The 17,943-nt window shown below is 59.8% G+C and carries 16 protein-coding genes; 7 read left to right on the plus strand and 9 right to left on the minus strand.

Going from position 1 to position 17,943, the window contains the following annotated elements; all coding sequences use genetic code 11:
- Positions 1–54: 54 nt before the first annotated feature.
- The 3 genes from CQ012_RS14990 to menD all read left to right on the plus strand — a co-directional run bounded on the left by CQ012_RS14990 (position 55) and on the right by menD (position 5,146).
- The gene (locus CQ012_RS14990) at positions 55–1,050 is read left to right on the plus strand and encodes an o-succinylbenzoate synthase (RefSeq protein ID WP_105656914.1); all 996 of its coding nucleotides are present in this window, start codon (positions 55–57) and stop codon (positions 1,048–1,050) included.
- A gap of 125 nt (positions 1,051–1,175) precedes the next feature.
- Positions 1,176–3,299 carry a PhoX family protein gene (locus tag CQ012_RS14995; protein ID WP_105656913.1) on the plus strand — a complete coding sequence of 708 codons (2,124 nt, stop codon included), beginning with the start codon at positions 1,176–1,178 and terminating at the stop codon, positions 3,297–3,299.
- A 155-nt stretch (positions 3,300–3,454) separates the two neighbouring features.
- Positions 3,455–5,146, plus strand: a complete 1,692-nt coding sequence (menD, locus tag CQ012_RS15000; RefSeq protein WP_105662538.1) for a 2-succinyl-5-enolpyruvyl-6-hydroxy-3-cyclohexene-1-carboxylic-acid synthase — start codon at positions 3,455–3,457, stop codon at positions 5,144–5,146.
- Between the two features lie 70 nt (positions 5,147–5,216).
- Here menD and CQ012_RS15005 read toward each other — a convergent pair whose 3' ends face one another.
- The 4 genes from CQ012_RS15005 to CQ012_RS15020 form a co-directional block, all read right to left on the minus strand.
- Positions 5,217–5,999 (minus strand): amino acid ABC transporter ATP-binding protein, encoded by a 783-nt coding sequence (locus CQ012_RS15005; RefSeq protein WP_105656911.1) that lies wholly within the window; start codon positions 5,997–5,999, stop codon positions 5,217–5,219.
- Positions 6,000–6,012: 13 nt separating this feature from the next.
- Positions 6,013–6,804 carry an amino acid ABC transporter permease gene (locus CQ012_RS15010; RefSeq protein ID WP_105656910.1) on the minus strand — a complete coding sequence of 264 codons (792 nt, stop codon included), beginning with the start codon at positions 6,802–6,804 and terminating at the stop codon, positions 6,013–6,015.
- A 98-nt stretch (positions 6,805–6,902) separates the two neighbouring features.
- On the minus strand, positions 6,903–7,691 hold the full coding sequence (locus CQ012_RS15015; RefSeq protein ID WP_105656909.1) for an ABC transporter substrate-binding protein: 789 nt from the start codon (positions 7,689–7,691) through the stop codon (positions 6,903–6,905).
- 166 nt (positions 7,692–7,857) lie between these two features.
- Positions 7,858–9,195 carry an isochorismate synthase gene (locus CQ012_RS15020; protein WP_105656908.1) on the minus strand — a complete coding sequence of 446 codons (1,338 nt, stop codon included), beginning with the start codon at positions 9,193–9,195 and terminating at the stop codon, positions 7,858–7,860.
- A gap of 290 nt (positions 9,196–9,485) precedes the next feature.
- Between CQ012_RS15020 and CQ012_RS15025 the strand changes: the two genes are divergently transcribed.
- Complete coding sequence (locus CQ012_RS15025; RefSeq protein ID WP_105656907.1) at positions 9,486–10,583, plus strand: polyprenyl synthetase family protein; 1,098 nt, start codon at positions 9,486–9,488, stop codon at positions 10,581–10,583.
- Positions 10,584–10,666: 83 nt separating this feature from the next.
- Here the strand turns inward: CQ012_RS15025 and CQ012_RS17675 are convergent, their stop codons facing one another.
- From CQ012_RS17675 to CQ012_RS15040, 4 genes are all read right to left on the minus strand, one after another.
- Positions 10,667–10,837 carry a hypothetical protein gene (locus CQ012_RS17675; protein WP_166650716.1) on the minus strand — a complete coding sequence of 57 codons (171 nt, stop codon included), beginning with the start codon at positions 10,835–10,837 and terminating at the stop codon, positions 10,667–10,669.
- A 183-nt stretch (positions 10,838–11,020) separates the two neighbouring features.
- On the minus strand, positions 11,021–11,533 hold the full coding sequence (locus CQ012_RS15030) for an HIT family protein (protein ID WP_105656906.1): 513 nt from the start codon (positions 11,531–11,533) through the stop codon (positions 11,021–11,023).
- Positions 11,533–11,967, minus strand: a complete 435-nt coding sequence (locus tag CQ012_RS15035; protein WP_105656905.1) for a hypothetical protein — start codon at positions 11,965–11,967, stop codon at positions 11,533–11,535. The genes CQ012_RS15030 and CQ012_RS15035 overlap by 1 nt, the downstream gene beginning before the upstream one ends.
- Positions 11,968–11,985: 18 nt before the next feature.
- The gene (locus CQ012_RS15040) at positions 11,986–13,389 is read right to left on the minus strand and encodes a PucR family transcriptional regulator (protein WP_105656904.1); all 1,404 of its coding nucleotides are present in this window, start codon (positions 13,387–13,389) and stop codon (positions 11,986–11,988) included.
- A 114-nt stretch (positions 13,390–13,503) separates the two neighbouring features.
- On the opposite strand from CQ012_RS15040, the gene CQ012_RS15045 reads away from it, so the two are divergent.
- The 3 genes from CQ012_RS15045 (at position 13,504) to gabT (ending at position 16,807) form a co-directional block, all read left to right on the plus strand.
- Positions 13,504–15,111, plus strand: a complete 1,608-nt coding sequence (locus tag CQ012_RS15045) for a sodium-dependent transporter (protein WP_105656903.1) — start codon at positions 13,504–13,506, stop codon at positions 15,109–15,111.
- Positions 15,112–15,113: 2 nt separating this feature from the next.
- Positions 15,114–15,257, plus strand: coding sequence for a methionine/alanine import family NSS transporter small subunit (locus CQ012_RS15050; RefSeq protein ID WP_105656902.1), 144 nt, complete (start codon positions 15,114–15,116; stop codon positions 15,255–15,257).
- A 206-nt stretch (positions 15,258–15,463) separates the two neighbouring features.
- Positions 15,464–16,807 carry a 4-aminobutyrate--2-oxoglutarate transaminase gene (gene gabT, locus CQ012_RS15055; RefSeq protein ID WP_105662539.1) on the plus strand — a complete coding sequence of 448 codons (1,344 nt, stop codon included), beginning with the start codon at positions 15,464–15,466 and terminating at the stop codon, positions 16,805–16,807.
- 94 nt (positions 16,808–16,901) lie between these two features.
- On the opposite strand, the gene rarD is transcribed toward gabT, so the two are convergent.
- A complete protein-coding gene (gene rarD / locus CQ012_RS15060) occupies positions 16,902–17,840 on the minus strand; it encodes an EamA family transporter RarD (RefSeq protein ID WP_105656900.1) in 939 nt (312 codons plus the stop codon).
- Between the last annotated feature and the right edge of the window lie 103 nt (positions 17,841–17,943).

A 17,943-nucleotide genomic window follows, 5' to 3' on the forward strand; every position in this document is an offset into this window, starting at 1 on the left:
GGGAACGGCACAGTTCAGGCATGTAACTATGCCCACCCTCGATAGGCTTAGAGCATGAGTGTTGAACTTCCGCCCCTTGAAGATCTGCTGGCAAATTCCCATGTTGTCCGCTTGCCGATGCGTGTGAAATTCCGTGGTGTCACCCAGCGTGAAGCGCTGCTGATCAACGGGCCGGAAGGTTGGGGCGAGTTCTCTGCATTTACCGAATACGGACCGGCCGAAGCCTCACGGTGGCTAGCCGCCGGAATCGAGGCCGCTTACCAGCCGTTCCCGGAACCGTTGCGCACCAGCATTCCGGTCAACGCCACCTTGCCTGCGGTTGCGGTCAAAGATGTCGGAGCGGTTCTCGAACGCTATGACGCGCCGCACACCATCAAGATCAAGGTGGCAGAAAAAGGCCAGGGGATTGAGCAGGACCTGGCGCGTGTAGCTGAGGCCCGTCGGCTCTACCCGCAAGCAGCGCTGCGCGTGGACGCGAACATGGGATGGGATATTGCCCAGGCGATCCCCGCCTTGAAGGCCCTGAGCGAGTACGACCTGCAATACGCGGAGCAACCAGTGCCTGGCATTACCGGGCTGGCAGAAGTCCGCGAGCAACTGCGCAACGCCGGCAACCCCTTGAAGATCGCCGCTGATGAAGCGGTGCGGAAGCACACCGACCCCTTGGAAGTCTCGCGGTTGGGCGCCGCAGATCTGATGGTCATCAAGGCCCAACCGCTGGGCGGCATCGGTGCGGTGCTGGAAATTGCCAAGCAAGCGGAACTGGATGTTGTCGTCTCCAGCGCCCTGGATACTTCGGTAGGGCTGGCCCAAGCCGCCGCCTTAGCCAGCGCGCTGCCAGAACTGCCCTATGCCTGCGGCCTTGCGACCGGCACCTTGTTCGCCGAAGACGTATGTGCCGAGCCGTTGCTGGCCACCGCTGGGTACTTGCCGGTGCGTCGCATTGAGCCGGATCACCAGAAATTGGATGGCTTGCGTCCGCAAGAGGCGCGCGTGCGCTGGTGGCTGCAACGCCTGGAGACCTGTTATGCCGAGCTGACTAGGGGATAACCTCAGGCAAGAATCTATTTCCCCGGCGTTAACCTTTGCGTTGCATTTAGAACACTTCCAAGTGAAAACCTCAGTTCGAGTCATTCCCCTGACAATGAGCCACATACTGAGGAAGTGAGCGGATCATGAATCCAACCCGTACCCTTTTGCCAATGCTGGGCCACACCCGCGGCGGTCGTTCTGCAGCTACTTGCCACTTCAAGTGCGCCGACGCCTGCACCAAGCCGGATTGCAACACTTCGTCCAACGGGTACTTCAAGGACATTGCTGACAAATCGCTCTCCCGCCGCGGCATGCTGGGCCTGGGTGCCGTCGGTGCTTCAGCGCTGGTCATCGGCCCGCAGCTTTTCGGTGCAGCCGACGCTACCGCGGCACCACTGGTGCCAATGAAGCCGGGCAAGGGCGGGCACCTTTCATTCGATGCCATTGAGCCGGTGTCGCGTTCGGTGGATACTGTTTCCGTTCCAGAGGGCTACGACTGGAATGCCATCATCCGCTGGGGCGACCCGCTCTTCAAGAACACCGCGGAATTCGATGCTTCCAAGCAGTCCGCCCGCAAGCAGGCCGAGCAGTTCGGCTACAACTGCGACTACCTGGACATCATTGTCGACAAGTACTCGGGACGCACCGGCGTGCTGGTTGCCAACCACGAATACACCAATGAAGACATGATGTTCGACTCGGCTTGGTTCGAAGCGAACCAGGAAGAAGCCCGCAAGATCGCGATGAACGCGCATGGCTTCTCCGTGGTCGAGGTCAAGCGCAAGAAGAATGACAAGAAGTGGAGCTACGTGCAGGGCGGCGAACGCAACCGCCGCATCACCGCCAGTACTGAATTCCGGGTCGATGGTCCAGCCGCAGGCAGCGACCTGCTCAAGACCGGCGCAGATCCAACCGGTACCAAGGTTCTTGGCACCTTGAACAACTGCGCCGGAGGCACCACCCCATGGGGCACCGTACTCTCCGGTGAAGAAAACTTCGACCAGTATTTCCGCGGCAAGGGCACCGCCGAGGAATCCCGCTACGGCATTGGCACCACCGCGACCGACCGCGGCTGGGAAGAAAGCGACCCGCGCTTCGGCCTGCACAACGAAGGCTACGAAAACGAAGCCAACCGTTTCGGCTGGGTAGTCGAAATCGATCCGCAGGACCCTTCGTCCACCCCGGTCAAGCACACCAGCCTGGGCCGTTTCAAGCACGAGGGCGCCAACGTTCGCATTGCCAAGAACGGCAAGGCTGTTGCCTACTCCGGCGATGACTCGCGCTTCGAGTACCTGTACAAGTTCGTCTCGAAAAACACTTTCTCCAAGCACGATCGCAAGCACAATATGGGCTTGCTCTCCGAAGGCGACCTGTACGTTGCCAAGTTCGCCGGCAACTCTCCAGCTAGCGAGATCGACGGCAGCGGCGCAGTTCCGTCTGATGGTGCTTTCGACGGCATGGGAACCTGGCTGCCACTGGTGAAGAACGGCGAATCCAAGGTGGAGGGCATGGGCATCGACGAGGTGCTGGTCTACACCCGCCAAGCAGCTGACAAGGTCGGCGCCACCAAGCTGGACCGTCCCGAAGATGTTGAGCCAAGCCCGGTATCCGGCAAGGTCTATGTGGCACTGACCAACAACACCGACCGCGGCAAGGACGGCAAGGAAGGCGCAACCGAGGTCAGCCCACGGGTACGCAACCGCGACGGCCACGTCTTGGAAATCACCGAAGCCGGCAACGACGCCACCGCCGCGAAGTTCACCTGGAACATCTTGCTGGTTGCCGGCGATCCAAATGTGAACGGATCGACCTACTTCTCCGGCTACCCAACGGACAAGGTCTCGCCAATTTCCTGCCCGGATAACCTGGCATTCGATTCCAAGGGCAACCTGTGGATCTCCACCGACGGCGCCCCTGGCACCATCGGCTACTCCGATGCACTGCACAAGGTCACCCTGACCGGCAAGGATCGCGGCCGTGTCGAGCAGTTCCTGGCCGTGCCAACCGGCGCAGAGACCTGCGGCCCGCTGATCCATGACAAGGACAACTCGGTCTTCGTCGCGGTGCAGCACCCGGGTGAAGGCGGCAGTTTCGCCAGCCCTACCTCGCTGTTCCCGGACTTCGTGAAGAACGCAGGAGGAGCCGGCAAGGGCGAGTTCTACGGCCCGCGCCCATCGGTCGTCCAGGTCTTCAAGCAAGATGCGAAGCCGGGCAAAGGAAACGGTAAGGGCAAGGGACACGACAAGGGCAAGGGTCACGACAAATAAGTCGGACTAGCCTGCAGTGCAAGGGCGTCGGCAGGATCCTCTCCGGGATCCGGCCGGCGCCCTTTGCCGTTCCAAGTCGGTTGACCGGCACGTCAAGGCATAGACTTGGATCATTGCCTTCAGCTTTGGAATCTAAGGAGTCATGCGGCGTGGGAATGCAGCAACCTGGCGAGCAACGCGCCATCACTACAGCTCGCCATGTGCTCTCCGCCCTGATCAGTGCCGGGATCAGGGATCTGGTGATTTCTCCCGGTTCGCGCAGCGCGCCCTTGGCCTATGCTGCAGCCGAGGCAGAAGCCGCCGGGATCCTGGATATCCATGTGCGCATCGACGAACGCTCCGCGGCCTTCATGGCACTGGGCCTCGCCCAAAGCACCATGCGGCCGGTAGCCCTCGCCGCCACCAGCGGCTCGGCCATCGGGCAGATGCTGCCTGCAGTAATGGAAGCCAACCACACCGCGACACCACTTCTGGTCCTTTCTGCCGACCGTCCCGATGAATTGCACGGCACCGGTGCCAGCCAGAGCACGCGCCAGAAAACTCTCTTTGGCGAGCACGTTCGCCTGGCCGCCAATGTCCCCGCTGGGGCAGATCCGCAACACGAGGTCCAACGCGCATTACTGGCCTTGGCCGGTGACCAGCACACTGCCGCAGGTCCGGTCCAATTGAATCTGCAGTTCCGGGATCCGCTCACCCCTGCACAGGACGAGAGGATCGAGAGCCAAAGCTGGACGGCAGTTGAGCCGGGGCAGTGGAAGGCACACGACCAGCTGGACAGAGCGAGCTTGCCGGTCCAGCAGCTGGAGCCACGCCGGAGTGTTGTCATTGCCGGGCATGGCGCCGGAGAAGAGGCGCAACGTTTCGCCCAGGCTTTGGGGCTGCCATTATTTGCCGAACCATCTTCTAACGCACGCTTCTCGGCCAACGCCATTGGCCACTACCGTCCCCTGATCGCGGCAGGCCTGGACCGCATTGAAAGCGTGGTGCTCTTTGGCCGTCCGACATTGAGCCGCCCGGTGGGCCAGCTCCTGGCCAACCCAGCGATCGAATCGGTGATTTGGCAGCCTGCGCCAGCGGCCTGGTATGAAGCGGGACGGCGCCGCGAGACCCCGGTCAGCTCGTGGAGCGAATTGCAGGAGTTCGCCGGAACCGGTGCAAAGGGGTGGCTGGAAGCGTGGCAGCAGCTTGATGCCCAAGCTTTGGAAGTACGGCAACGCCTAAGCCGCGAATCGCTGATTAACGGGGTAGATGTTGCCGAAGCTATTTGGGATCACGCCCCGGAAGTCCTGCTGCTGGGTTCATCCAACATCGTTCGCGACTTCGACCTGGCGGCCCGACCGGCATCCGAACCAACTATGACCGTGCACGCCAACCGCGGTCTTGCCGGAATCGATGGGACCATTGCCACCGCCCTGGGCCTGGCCCGGGGAAGCAAAAAGCGGACGCTTGCGGTGATGGGAGATATTACCTTCGCCCATGACGCCAGCTCGCTGTCCTGGACCCCCGGCGAAGAGCAGCCAATGGTGGATATCGTGGTCTACAACGACGGGGGAGGAGCAATCTTCTCCACCCTGGAGCATGGTGCCGTGGATGCCTCGGGCCGGTACGCCAATGCGGTGGAACGGCTCTTTGCCACACCGCAGCAGCTGAGCCTGCCTGCGCTCGCCGAAGCCTATGGCTGGCATTACGCCAGGGCCGCAAGCAAGGAAGAGCTCAGCGCCGTCTTGGCTTCAACGCAGCCGGCGAACCTGCGCCTGATTGAAGTGCCTGCGTCGCGGAGCAGCCTGCGCGCCGAGAACCTTGAATTAAATCAACAGGTCGGGCAGCTAGCCTGGCCAGAGCTGTAGGGAAAAAGAAATTCCCCTGCGTCGACCATCGGCAACGAGGGGCAACGCAGGGGAATTTTTGCAGTTGAACTCAGATATCCACGTGCGTGGGATCGAGCACGCGACGCAGGAAGTCCTGGGTACGTGGCTGCTGCGGATTGCCAATGACATCCACGGCCTTGCCTTCTTCCACCACGACGCCACCGTCCATGAAGAACACGCGGTCAGCAACTTCCTTGGCGAAAGCCATCTCGTGGGTAACCACCAGCATGGTCATGCCCGCTTGGGCCAGATTCTTCATAATGGACAGGACCTCGCCCACGGTCTCCGGATCCAATGCACTGGTTGGCTCATCGAAGAGCATCAGCGTTGGTTCCATGGATAGCGCTCGGGCAATGGCCACGCGCTGCTGCTGGCCACCGGAAAGCTGGTCAGGGTAGCGATCGCCGAAGTCGCCCAGGCCTACACGCTCCAGATTGCGCAACGCGACCTTCTGGGCTTCGGCCTTCTTGCGCTTGAGCACCTTGATGGGGGATATCGTGCAGTTCTCCAGCACGGTCAGGTGCGGGAACAGGTTGAACTGCTGGAAGACCATGCCTACCTGCTGGCGCATCTTGTCCAGGTTCACATCGGGATCGGTGACGTTGAAGCCACCGACCATAATGGTTCCTCCGTTTGGCTGCTCCAGCAAATTCACGCAACGAAGCAGGGTGGACTTGCCTGAACCGGATGGGCCGATGAGGCAGACAACCTCGCCCGGAGCAACATTCAAGTCAATGCCCTTGAGCACTTCGTTGCTACCGTAGGACTTGCGCAGTCCGGTGATTTCCACGCCCGAAGCATGGACTGAAAGTTCATTGGTGTCAGTCGACATTTTCAAGTCCTATCTATCGCTTGGTCTTGGCGGCGCGGGATTCAAACTTGCGGGCCACCAAGCTCAGCGGGATGGTGATCACCAAGTAGAACAGGCCGGCGACGACCAGCGGGGTGATGCCGGCATCGATTTGCGAGATGCCGTCACGGCCAAACTTGGTCATTTCGTACTGGGCCATCGACGCACCGAGGATGAATGCCAACGAGGTGTCCTTGGTCAGCAAGATGATTTCGTTGGTCATGGGCGGCAAGACGATCTTGAACGCCTGCGGAATCACGATGGTGACCATGGCACGCCACGCTGGCATGCCCAACGAACGTGCAGCTTCGGTCTGTCCCTTTGGCACCGCCTGCAGGCCTGCACGCAGGGTCTCAGCGATGTAGGCTGCCGAGACCAGGCCCAAGGCGCACATGACATTGACCGGCTGCGGCCACTGGGTTCCGAACGCCTGAGGCAAGCCGAAGCCGAAGGCCAATAGGACCAGGATGGCTGGAATACCGCGGAAGAATTCGATAAATGCAGTGGCGAACCAGCGATATGGCGCGAAGGACGCCATTTTCATCAGGGCCAGAAGCAGACCCAGGATGAGGCCGAAGGCGAAGGAGATGATCGTGTAGAAGATCGTGTTCTTCAGACCGACCAAGATCATGCCAGGGAACATCGGTCCCAATTTGTCGAAGGAGAAGAAGGCATAAATGGCCTTGTTCCAATCAACGGCCAAGACCAGTGCGATGATCGCGATGATGAAGATGGCGATTTGAATGGTCTTGCTCATGCGGGCGCGCTGACGTGTAGTCATTGCCATGCTTGATTACCTCTCATAAAGGAAGCGGAAGCTGGACTGCCAACCTGTGGGTGCAGTCCATGCCCCCGCTTGCCTTGGAATCAGTTGATGCTCGAGAATTACTTCTCGCCGAACCACTTCACAGTCAGTTCTTCCATGGTTCCTGCATCGGCCAGCCGCTTGAGGGTGCCATTGACCAGTTCCAAGGTCTTTGGCTGCTCCTGTGGAACTGCAATGCCCAGCTGCTCGCCGGTCTTGAAGTCGGCCACGACGCTGAAGCCGTCCTTATCCTTGATCGCGTAGCCCAATACCGACTGGTTGCCCAGCAATGCATCCACTTGGCCAGCCAGAAGTGCCTGGGTTTGCAAACCGGCATCCTCGAAGCCAACGATGTTGCTCAAGCCCTGTTCCTTGGCGTACTTCTCGCCGGTGGTGGCCTGCTGGACGCCGACCTTCTTGTCCTTGGCGGATTCAAGATCCTTGATTTCAGAACCGTCAGCCGAAATCAGCACCAGATCGTCATCCATATAAGGGGTGGAGAAGTCCATCTTGGCCGAACGCTCTTCGGTGATCGATACCGAGGAGATCGCGATATCGCACTGGGTGCTGAACAGGCCGGATTCAATGGAGTCGAAGCTGGCGTCGATGACGTTCAGATCCAGTTCTGCATCCTTGGCAATCTCGGCAGCGATATCCATATCGAAGCCGACGTTCTTGCCGTCCTTGACGAATTCGAATGGTTCGTAAGGAATGTCTGAGCAAATGGTGAGTTTGCCTTCGTTGAGCGGGAAGGAACCAGCTTCGGCTTCACCTTCGGAACTGGAACCGGAACCGCAGGCGGTGAGAGCCAGCAGTGCAACGGACGTGACGGCAACAGCGGAGGCGAACTTCTTCTTGAGACTACGCATAGGATCAGAACCTACTTTCGGGTTATGCGAGTGGATCAGTGCGTAGCCACAATCATAACCGGGGCAACACTAGGCTGAGATTCACCTCACACATGTCGCGTCGAGGCTAAGTATTATTTATGCTCAGTGCGATCCTAGCGGCCTTGATCCGCTGTGCAGCCTGCGCCTACTCGGCTCCGAGGGCTTGGCGCATGGGGCGCATCTTTGCCCATGATTCGGCTAGTTCATCCTCGGGCACCGAGCCCGGAACAATGCCGCAACCCGCGTACAGGCGCATCAGCTTTTCGTCTTCCAGGATTCCGCCACGCAGCGCGATGCCGAATTCGCCATCGCCACGGCTGTCAACCCAGCCCACGGGGCCGGCATACGGTCCGCGGTCCATGCCTTCCAGCTCGCGCAAGAGCACGCCAGCCTTCTTGGTCGGCGTGCCGCACACGGCAGCGGTCGGATGGAAAATCTCGGCAACATCCAGTGCGGTAGGCAGAACGCCGGCGGCATCGGCGCGCAGCTGGGCGCGTACGTCGCTGGCCAAATGCCAAACATTGGGAAGCTGCAGAATAAAAGGTTCTTCCGGCGCGCTCATGCCGTGCGAAATGGGATTCAGGGAAGCCGTGAGCGAATCTATGGCCAGCTGGTGCTCGTTGCGCTGCTTCGGATCTTCAAAGAGGTTGCGGTGCGCGAAACCGGGGTCCTCGGCGCCAGTGGCCGCGCGGTCCAGCGTGCCAGCTAATACGCGGGCCTCGGCCAAGCCGTCGGTAACGCGCACCAGCATCTCCGGGGTAGCGCCTACCAGGCCGTCCACTGAATAGGTCCAGCAATTGCCATAGTGCTCGGTCAGCGCATCGACCACGCGGGCAAGATTGATCGGGGTGGAACTATGCGCCAACACATCGCGGGCCAGCACCAGCTTGGAAATTCCGCGTTCCTCGAAACGGCCCAGCGCCTGATCCACGGCATCAAGGTAGGAACCGGCGGTCAGCTGCCCGCTGGTCAGTTCGATGCTGCCCGGTTCGCTCGCTGGCAACGACGCATCGGCCATCGCGGCTTCGGCGCGTGCCAAAGCCTGCTGGTAGGTCAGCCCGTCGAGTTCCTCTGCGCTGCCGGTGATGGTAATCCAGGACTTTTCCTCATCGCGTCCGATCACCAGCTGCGGGATCACCATGCGCGATTCGAAGACGCTGGTGAAGGAGAACGCAAAAGAACCGAAGGACACCAGGCCGCTGCCGGGGCGGGCGATCGGGTCAATGATCTGTGCCTGTTCGATGACCTGTGCAAGCCAGGCGCGGGCACGTGCAAAGCGCTCTTCGCCGTGGGTGTGCAAGCGGGCCGCAGTGCCAAAGCCAACCAGACCGTGGCCGTTGCGGGTCCAGACCAAGCTTCGGTGACGCAATGAGTCGGCAACCAGTGTTTCGGGGGCATCAAGGTATTCAAAGGTGATGCTGGTGAGAACAGGAGCCGACGGCTGATGAGCACTGGCGCTAAGAACGGGCGAATCTGCAGACATGATAAGGCTAAGCCTACCGCGCAATGCCGGGGGAAAAGGCTTGCGGGTGTCCGTGGTCACCCCTGTGAGATCGGCCGGGTCTGGTGAGAAGTGCCGGGGGAACCCGGTAAACTCTAAAACGACCTCCTAGGTCGCTGGTACCAGACCGGTATGCCCGGTCTGGCCATGCCAGCAATGTGCAGTGGAAAGCATCGGCTAGAGTGAAGAGATGTTTGCGTGCATCTTGCAGGCAGATTGCCTTCGCATACCGCGATGGCCAACCCGATGAAAGATAAGTAAGCCGTAGAACAGTGACTGATTCGAAGAGCAACTGGACCGCAGCCGGACACGACGTGTCCGACTCGATTGAGCTGAATCCTGAAACCGCTGCATTAGCTGCGGCCATCAATCTTCCCTCGGGCTTCGCTTTGCTGGCCGAGGACCCGGACTTCGGTCCGGCTATTTCCATCGGCATGGCAAAGGTGGAGAAGCTGCTGCGCGACGCGCTGGCCAACTCCGACCCCTTGATCGACGCATCCAGCCGCCACCTCGTTGAGGCCGGAGGCAAGCGAGTGCGTCCCCTGCTGGTGCTGCTGACTTCCCTGCTGGGCGACGGCGTGAATGACGATGTCATCAAGGCCGCTGCCGTAGTGGAACTCACCCACCTGGCAACCCTGTACCACGATGACGTCATGGACTCTGCTCCAATGCGCCGCGGTGCACCAACAGCTCACGAGGTGTGGGGCAACTCGGTGGCGATTCTCGCCGGCGACCTGATCTTCGCCCGTGCATCGGTCTTCGGATCCGAGCTGGGCCCAGAAGCAGTCATGTGGCAGTCGCGCACCTTCGAGCGCTTGTGCCTCGGACAGCTGCATGAATCCATCGGCCCGCGCGAGGGCGACGATGCCATCGAGCACCACATCCAGGTAATCAGCGACAAGACCGCGTCGCTGCTCTCCACCTCCGGAGCCTTCGGCGCCCGTTTCGGTGGCGCCCCGCAGTACATTGAGGTACTGCGCGAGTATGGCGAAAAAGTTGGCGTTGCCTTCCAGGTCGCCGATGACGTGATCGACTTGGCATCCACGGAAGCCGACTCGGGCAAGACTCCGGGCACCGATTTGCGTGAAGGCGTGCCGACCTTGCCAATTCTGCTGCTGCGCCAGGCAGCAGCCGAGGGCGACGCGCAAGCGCAGCAGGCTATCGAGCTGGTTGATGCGGATCTGGCCACCGATGAAGCACTGGCGGCCGCTGTGGAAGCTGTTACCGCGCACCAGGCAATCCATGATGCATGGAAGGCCGCACGCCAGTGGGCCGATGACGCGATTTCCGTCTTGGCTCCACTGCCCGAGGGCACCGTGAAGCAGGCGCTGATTTCCTTCGCGGATGCGGTTGTTACCCGCGAAGCCTAGGCAAGCTCGAACAAGCAAAACCCCGGAAGACTGCATAGGTCTTCCGGGGTTCTGTTTTGCCCACGGCTGCTGCCAGATCCCTGCTAGAGCTGGTCGTTGCAGTTCTGCCCGTCGTCGGTTGACGCTTTACTCCCAGGACGATTCTTGCTGGCGGTAAAGAACCTGACGGCGAGAATGACCAGGCCAATGGCCACGAGGGCCGGGATGATGTAGAAAATAATCAGTTCGTAGGTATTCGGGACCAGGGGATTCATGTTTACATCTTATGGAGATCCCGACAGATGCAGTACCACCTCAATGATGATATTCCTGTAAACCGGGAGCATGGCTCCAGTGCTAGGCAGAAAATGCCTGAGGTCTCCCATAAGTGGCAAGCAGGCCCCGGCAACGAATTCTCGTTCCCGGGGCCCGCGCGCGCCAGCGTCATGCCCTCGTGCTTATCGGACGATGTTCTCCGGGACCAGCGGCTGCGGATGCTCGGGGGAAAAGAGCGCTCGGCGCAGCTGCTGCGCTTTGCTGGCCCGATCCTGGATCGATACCCGGTGGCGCAGCTGCCGATAGAGCTCGTCATCGGCGTAGCGCGGGAAAACGTGCTGATGGTAATGCCAAACATGCTGATTGCCCGCAGGCTCATTGTGCTGCCGCGTGCTCGTGCCCTCGGGATTCCAGGCGAGCTTCATCGCCAGGGCAACGCGCTTGGTCTCCCGCATGATCGCGGCGCCGGTCTGCTCATCCAGATCGTAGAGCGCTTCCAGATGCGCGGTCGGAATGATCATCACGTGCCCGCCGTAATTACCGAACCCATCACAAGCCATGATTGCTGCCACCAGATCTGTCTGGTAGATCAGATCCGTGGGCGCGCACAAGTTGTCCTGGCTGAAAGGCTGGTCGTTGACCAGCTCGCAGAAGGGACACTGGTAGTTGGCTGGTTCATGGGAACGGTGGAGCACTAGTCCTCCAATTCGGCGGCCAGCTCTTCAAACACCCAGGTGTACATGTCCAGGGTGAATTCGCTGAAGGTGCCTTCCTCGCTGGTCCATTTTCCCTTGGCATTGCTGCGGCGGTAGACGATTGGATCCGGAACATCGAGCTGGGATGCCTTGAAGCCCCACACGAACTTCTCTTCCTCATCTTCCAGGAACAGGAGGTAGCCGTCTTCGATTTCCAGTTCTTCAGGGTCGAAGAAGTAGTGGTATGCCTCCATGAAATCCTCATTGTTGCCCAGAGCACGATAGAACTCTTCAAGGACAAATGGAATTGAAACCTCGGACTGCGCCAGCCCTTCGCGCAATTCTTCGGCGCTCAAGCCATCGGCTTCGTTCCACTGGTCTTCCAAGTACTTGGGAACCAGGGAACAGAACTTCTCTAGAAACATGTCTGCCATGTCTTTATCCTATCGAGATTAGCCCAGCTCAAGGGCACTCAACGCGATCCAGAGCTGGACTCGGTCGCTAGTCACATTAGGGTCGTAGCCAGAAAGATCGGAAATCTGCTGGATCCGGTAGCGCACCGTATTGCGGTGCAGGCCCAAGGACTCGGCCACTGCCCCCACCGAGCCATCGCGGTTGAGGTATTCACGCAAGGTCAGCAATAGGTCAGAATCGTGGGAGGCGTCGAATTCCTGCAACGGGCCCAGGGCTTCGATGGCCAAATCCTGCAGCGGAACATCGTGGGCGGCGAGCAAGAGCGAGGTGAGAGAAAGCTTGGTGGGTTCGTTGACCCGCTCTCCGTGGCGCAGGGACTCCAGGGCCTCGAAGTAGCTCCAGCGGATGCCGGTGGTATTCGAGTAGCGCCCGCCGTAGCCCACCCGAGCCGGAAGGCCGGCCGCGAGCAGATACTCATCGAGGTGCTTGATGGACAGCTGCAGCTTGCTGTGCGCGACAATGATCGCCAAGCGGCCATCTATGATGGCTGAGACCTGCGAGGACAGATCTGCGGGCAGTGGCAGAGTTTGCAAACGCTCGACCTGTGATGGAGCCTGCACCAGGATGACCGAGTGCTCACGCTGGGTATTCAAGCCAAGTGCCCCAAGGCGGCCAGCGGCATCGGCGCCAACCAGGGCGCCAGTGGCGAGGTCCTCGAGCACCTGGCCGTTGGCATGGCGCTGCGAGGCGCGCAGGCGGGATTTATTGGCCAGTTCCAGCCCGATCAGCGACTGCGCGTAATCGACTACTGGATGGTGGACATAGGGTTCTGCAATATGCAGGGTGCACTTATCACGCAGGCCCGTGGCCACTGGGCGCTCATTCCAGGAACGTGCAGGGTCATAGTCCCCGCTGATCACTTCGCCGTGCAGGGTCAGCGCTACCTGGGTGCCGAGCATTCGCTCGAGTTCCTCGAGCATGCTGTCCAGATCCGAGGAAAGCAGCGTCTGGGCCAGCATCTGGTGGGATTTCAACAGACTTTCAACACGCTTGAGATGGTCGGAATTCAGTGCTTCGGCGATCAGCCGGGTAATTGCGGCAAAGGGTATCTGATAGGGCACCTCGAAGACAGGAAGCCCTACTTCGCGGGCGGCTTCAACCGTCGCTTGCGGTACTGAAGCGTGTTCCAGGCCTGTGCCGAAACCCAGAGCTACGGCATCGTTGGCCGCAAGGACCTTGACGAACTGCCGCTGTGCGGCCTTGGTCTTCTGGCGCACGCCGGTGGTCAACACAATTTCTCGCCCGGTGAGGAACTGCGACGGGTCAAGCAGCTCGGTCACCGCACCCCAGGTGATGACCATGCCATCGCGATGAGTGTGTTCAGTCAGCGGTCGAAGGTCGAGCTCGTCATGTTCCAGAAGACCGCGTAAACTAATTGCCATATAGCCATTCTAGATGGATCGCGAAAAGTTCCCGATTCAGCAAATTGCTCAAAATATGGACACGCGACCTCGAAAAATGACCACAATGTGAAAATTTTGCAGTAGCTTAGACACATGAGCACTCCATCTTCATCACAGGGCGCTCCACTCGCAACCGAGAAGCGTGAGACTTTCAGCTCCCGAAAGTTGTTCATCCTTTCAGCGATTGGTTCGGCCGTTGGTCTGGGAAACATCTGGCGTTTCCCTTACGTCGCCTACGAAAACGGCGGCGGCGCATTCTTGATCCCATACCTGGTCGCAATTCTCTGCGCCGGTATTCCGTTGCTGTTCCTCGACTACTCCATCGGCCACCGCTACCGCGGCTCTGCTCCGCTGGCGTACCGCCGGGCCAACCGCAAGGCCGAGGTCCTGGGCTGGTGGCAGGTACTGATCTGCTTCATCATCGCCATCTACTACGCGGCCATCATTGCGTGGGCGGCCATGTACTGCTGGTTCTCCATCACCAAGGCTTGGGACAAGAACGCCGACGGCGCCGCCGGGTTCTTCATGAACGACTTCCTCAAGGTCTCGGAAAACGTCAACGTCGGCTTCGACTTCGTCGGCAACATCTTCATCCCGATGTTCTTCGTTTGGCTGGTGACCATCGTGATCATGGTCGCCGGTGTGAACAAGGGTATTTCCCGGGCAAACGCCGTCTTCATGCCGCTGCTTATCGTCATGTTCCTGATTCTGGTAGTCCAGTCGGTCTTCCTGCCGGGAGCTATCGATGGCCTGAACGCATTCTTCACCCCTGACTTCGCGGCACTGTCAAACCCTGCGGTGTGGGCTGCGGCCTTCGGGCACATCTTCTTCTCGCTGTCCGTGGCTTTCGGCATCATGGTGACGTACTCGTCGTACATGAAGCGCAAGAGCGATCTGACCGGTTCGGGCTACGTTGTTGCCTTTGCCAACTCAAGCTTCGAACTGCTTGCAGGTATCGGCGTGTTCGCGGCGCTTGGCTTCATGGCCTACAACGCCGGCAGCTCTGTGGACGAAGTTGCCACCTCCGGCATCGGCCTGGCCTTCATTGCCTTCCCGACCATCGTTTCCGAGGCGCCCCTGGGCGCGCTAATCGGTGTGCTGTTCTTCGGTTCGCTGGTCTTCGCTGGCCTGACATCGCTGATTTCCATCCTTGAAGTTATCGTGGCAGCTTTCCAGGACAAGCTGGGCTGGAAGCGTGTTCCGGCGACCCTGGTCGTGGGAATTCCTGTGGCCCTGGTTTCGCTGGTGCTGTTCCCGACCACCACGGGCCTGTATCTGCTGGACACCATGGACGCTTTCGTGAACCAATTCGGCATCCTGGCCTGTGCTTTGGTCATGGTGATCGTCTTCGGTGCAGGCCTGGGCATGCTGCCTAAGCTGGCCAAGCACCTGAACCGCCACAGTTCCATCAAGCTGGGTACCGGTTGGAAGGTCCTGGTTGGCGGCATCGGCCCAGCAGCTTTGGGCTACATGCTGATCAATGAAATCCAGAGCAAGATGGCTGAGTCCTACAGCGGTTACCCGGTTTGGTTCAACGGTGTCTTCGGTTGGGGCATGGCTGGAGCGCTGATTGTTGGCGCAGTCCTGCTGTCGCTGGTTCCATGGAGCAAGAACTCGAAGATCGATGATCCCGAATTCGACCAGCATCGTGCGAATGTCGAGGCGGAAGAAGTTCCTGAAGCTTCCGGAAAGGAATACTAGCCATGAGCGCTATCGCGATTGTCTTCATGATTATTTCCATGCTCACCATCTGGGGCGGCCTGGCGATCTCGTTGATCAGCCTGAACCGCCACCCTGAAAAGCACGACGACGATGTGATCGAGCCAGCTGGCTCGGCAGGCAACTAGAACCTGCAAGCAGCATCTGGATCGAAGGCCTCTTCGTTTCAAGCCCCGGCTTGGAATGAAGAGGCCTTTTCCTGTGCAGATGCACTATGCGACACGAAATGTGTTGTGCCGATCCGCGTAGTGGCCGGGCAGCCGGGAGAATACTCTCTAGTTATAGAGACAACAGGGCCAGTGAGCTCACGAATAAGTTATGGAAGGACAATCACATGGACGTTACCTACCGCATTGACCAGAAGCGCAAGATCAATGGTCCGTTCCCCGGCCCGAAGTCGCAGGAACTGACCGCACGTCGAGCCAAAGCAGTTGCTGCCGGCGTAGCTTCCAGCCTGCCGGTGTACGCGGCAGAGGTTGATGGCGGCATCATTGTCGATGTCGATGGCAACCAGCTGATTGACCTGGGCTCCGGCATCGCCGTAACGACCATTGGCGCCTCGAATCAGGCAGTAGCCAAAGCCGTCGCCGAACAGGCCGCGCGCTTCACCCACACCTGCTTCATGGTCGCTCCGTACGAGAACTACATCGAGCTAGCCGAGAAGCTGGCTGCCATCACTCCGGGCAACTTCGAGAAGCGTGCAGTCTTCTTCAACTCCGGTGCCGAAGCGGTAGAGAACGCCATCAAGGTAGCCCGCATTGCCACCGGCCGCCAGGCAGTAGTCGCCTTCGACCACGCCTACCATGGCCGCACCAACCTCACCATGGGCTTGACCGCCAAGGCCGCCCCATACAAGCGCGGCTTCGGCCCACTGGCACCGGAGATCTACCGCATGCCAATGAGCTACCCATACCGCGAAGAGAACCCGAACATCTCCGGCAAGGAAGCAGCCGAGCGCGCGATCCTGGCCATGGAAAAGCAGATCGGCGGCGACCAGATCGCTGCGATCATCATCGAGCCGATCCAGGGCGAGGGCGGCTTCATCGTTCCGGCCACCGGCTTCCTGCCGCGCATCGCCGAATGGGCCAAGGAAAACGGCATTGTCTTCGTTGCCGACGAAGTCCAGGCAGGCTTCGCACGCTCCGGTGCCTGGTTCGCCTCGGACATCGAAGGCATTGAGCCTGACATCATCACCCTGGCCAAGGGCATCGCCGGCGGCATGCCGCTGTCTGGCATTATCGGCCGTGCCGAACTGCTGGATTCGGTGCACGGTGGCGGCCTGGGCGGCACCTACGGCGGCAACCCGGTTGCTGTGGCCGCGGCTCTGGAATCCATCAAGTTCATGGAAGAGCAGGACTTGGCGGGCCGCGCCCGCGAGATCGAAGAGAAGTTCTTCACCCGCTTCGGTGCGCTGCAGAAGGACATCAAGGAACTGGGCGACATCCGTGGCCGTGGCGGCATGGTCGCAATGGAATTCGTCAAGGCTGGTGGCAAGGAGCCGGACGCCGAGCTGACCAAGGCCATCGCAGCCGAATGCCTGGCCCAGGGCGTCTTGATCCTCACCTGCGGCACCTACGGCAACGTGGTTCGCCTCTTGCCTCCGCTGGTGATCGGCGACGAGCTGCTCGAAGATGCATTCAACGTATTGGAAGATGCGATCCGCAAGGCTGTCGCCTAAGTAGCTCAAAACTGCTCCTAAACGGCGAATGCCTCGAACCTCCCACGGGAGATTCGAGGCATTCGCCGTATCGGCGGTGAGTGCAACCGGGCGTTCAGACCAACTTTTTCGGTTCCGGCATGGAGCCAATGCGTGGAGTTCGCATCATGTCCACGAGCACGAAGAGCACCGCAACCCATACCAAGGCGAAACCAACCCAGCGTTCGAATGGCATGTGCTCGCCAAAGACCAGCAGGCCTAGGATGAACTGCAAGAGCGGGGCGAGGAATTGCAATGAGCCCAAGGTGCTCAAAGGCAGGCGGCGAGCCGCGCCCCCGAAGAGCAAGAGCGGAACGGCGGTGATGATGCCGCTCGCTGCCAAAAGCGAGAGGCCAGGAACATCAGCCGAGAACAGCGCAGACTTCCCGTCAACGGCCAGCCAAACCAGATAGCCGATGGCCAACGGGGTCAGCCAGACGGTTTCAATGGTCAAGGACCCCAGCGCAGTTCCGCTTTGGCCCACTTTGTTCTTCACCAGGCCATAGAAGCCAAAGGAGAAAGCCAAGCCGAGGGAAATCCAAGGGACCTGTCCCAAGCCGATCGTCAAGACAAGTACAGCAACGGTGGCTATGGCAACAGCGATCCATTGCAGCCGACGCAATTTTTCTTTCAGGACGACGACACCCAGAAGGATTGCCACAATTGGGTTGATGAAGTAGCCCAGCGAGGCTTCCAGCACATGTCCGGTCAAGACCGCCAGTGCATAGAGAGTCCAGTTAGCTGCAATCAGAACACTAGCCAGTCCCAACTGCCAGATGGTCTTGGAATCCTTGAACATCGCAAGGAACTGCTTGACCTGGCGCGTGAACGCCAGCAGCAGCAGGCAGAAAACCAGCGAGAAGATCACGCGAACGCCAACGAATTCGAAGGCCGAGATGTCAGGCAGCAATAGGAAGTAAGCCGGGAGCATGCCCCAAATCAGGTACGCGGCGGTGCCTTGGATCAGTCCGTAGCTATGTTCTGAACGGATCGGTTTAGCGGTACTTACGGACATGCAGGGCGCACACTTTCAGAAACAAAATGGATCAAGGGAGCGGCCCACCGGGAAACAAGTTGTGGAACCGCATCTTAAAACTACAACGTTCCCGCCGTCTGGA

The organism is Arthrobacter sp. MYb214, assembly GCF_002979865.1.
GTDB lineage: Bacteria > Actinomycetota > Actinomycetes > Actinomycetales > Micrococcaceae > Glutamicibacter.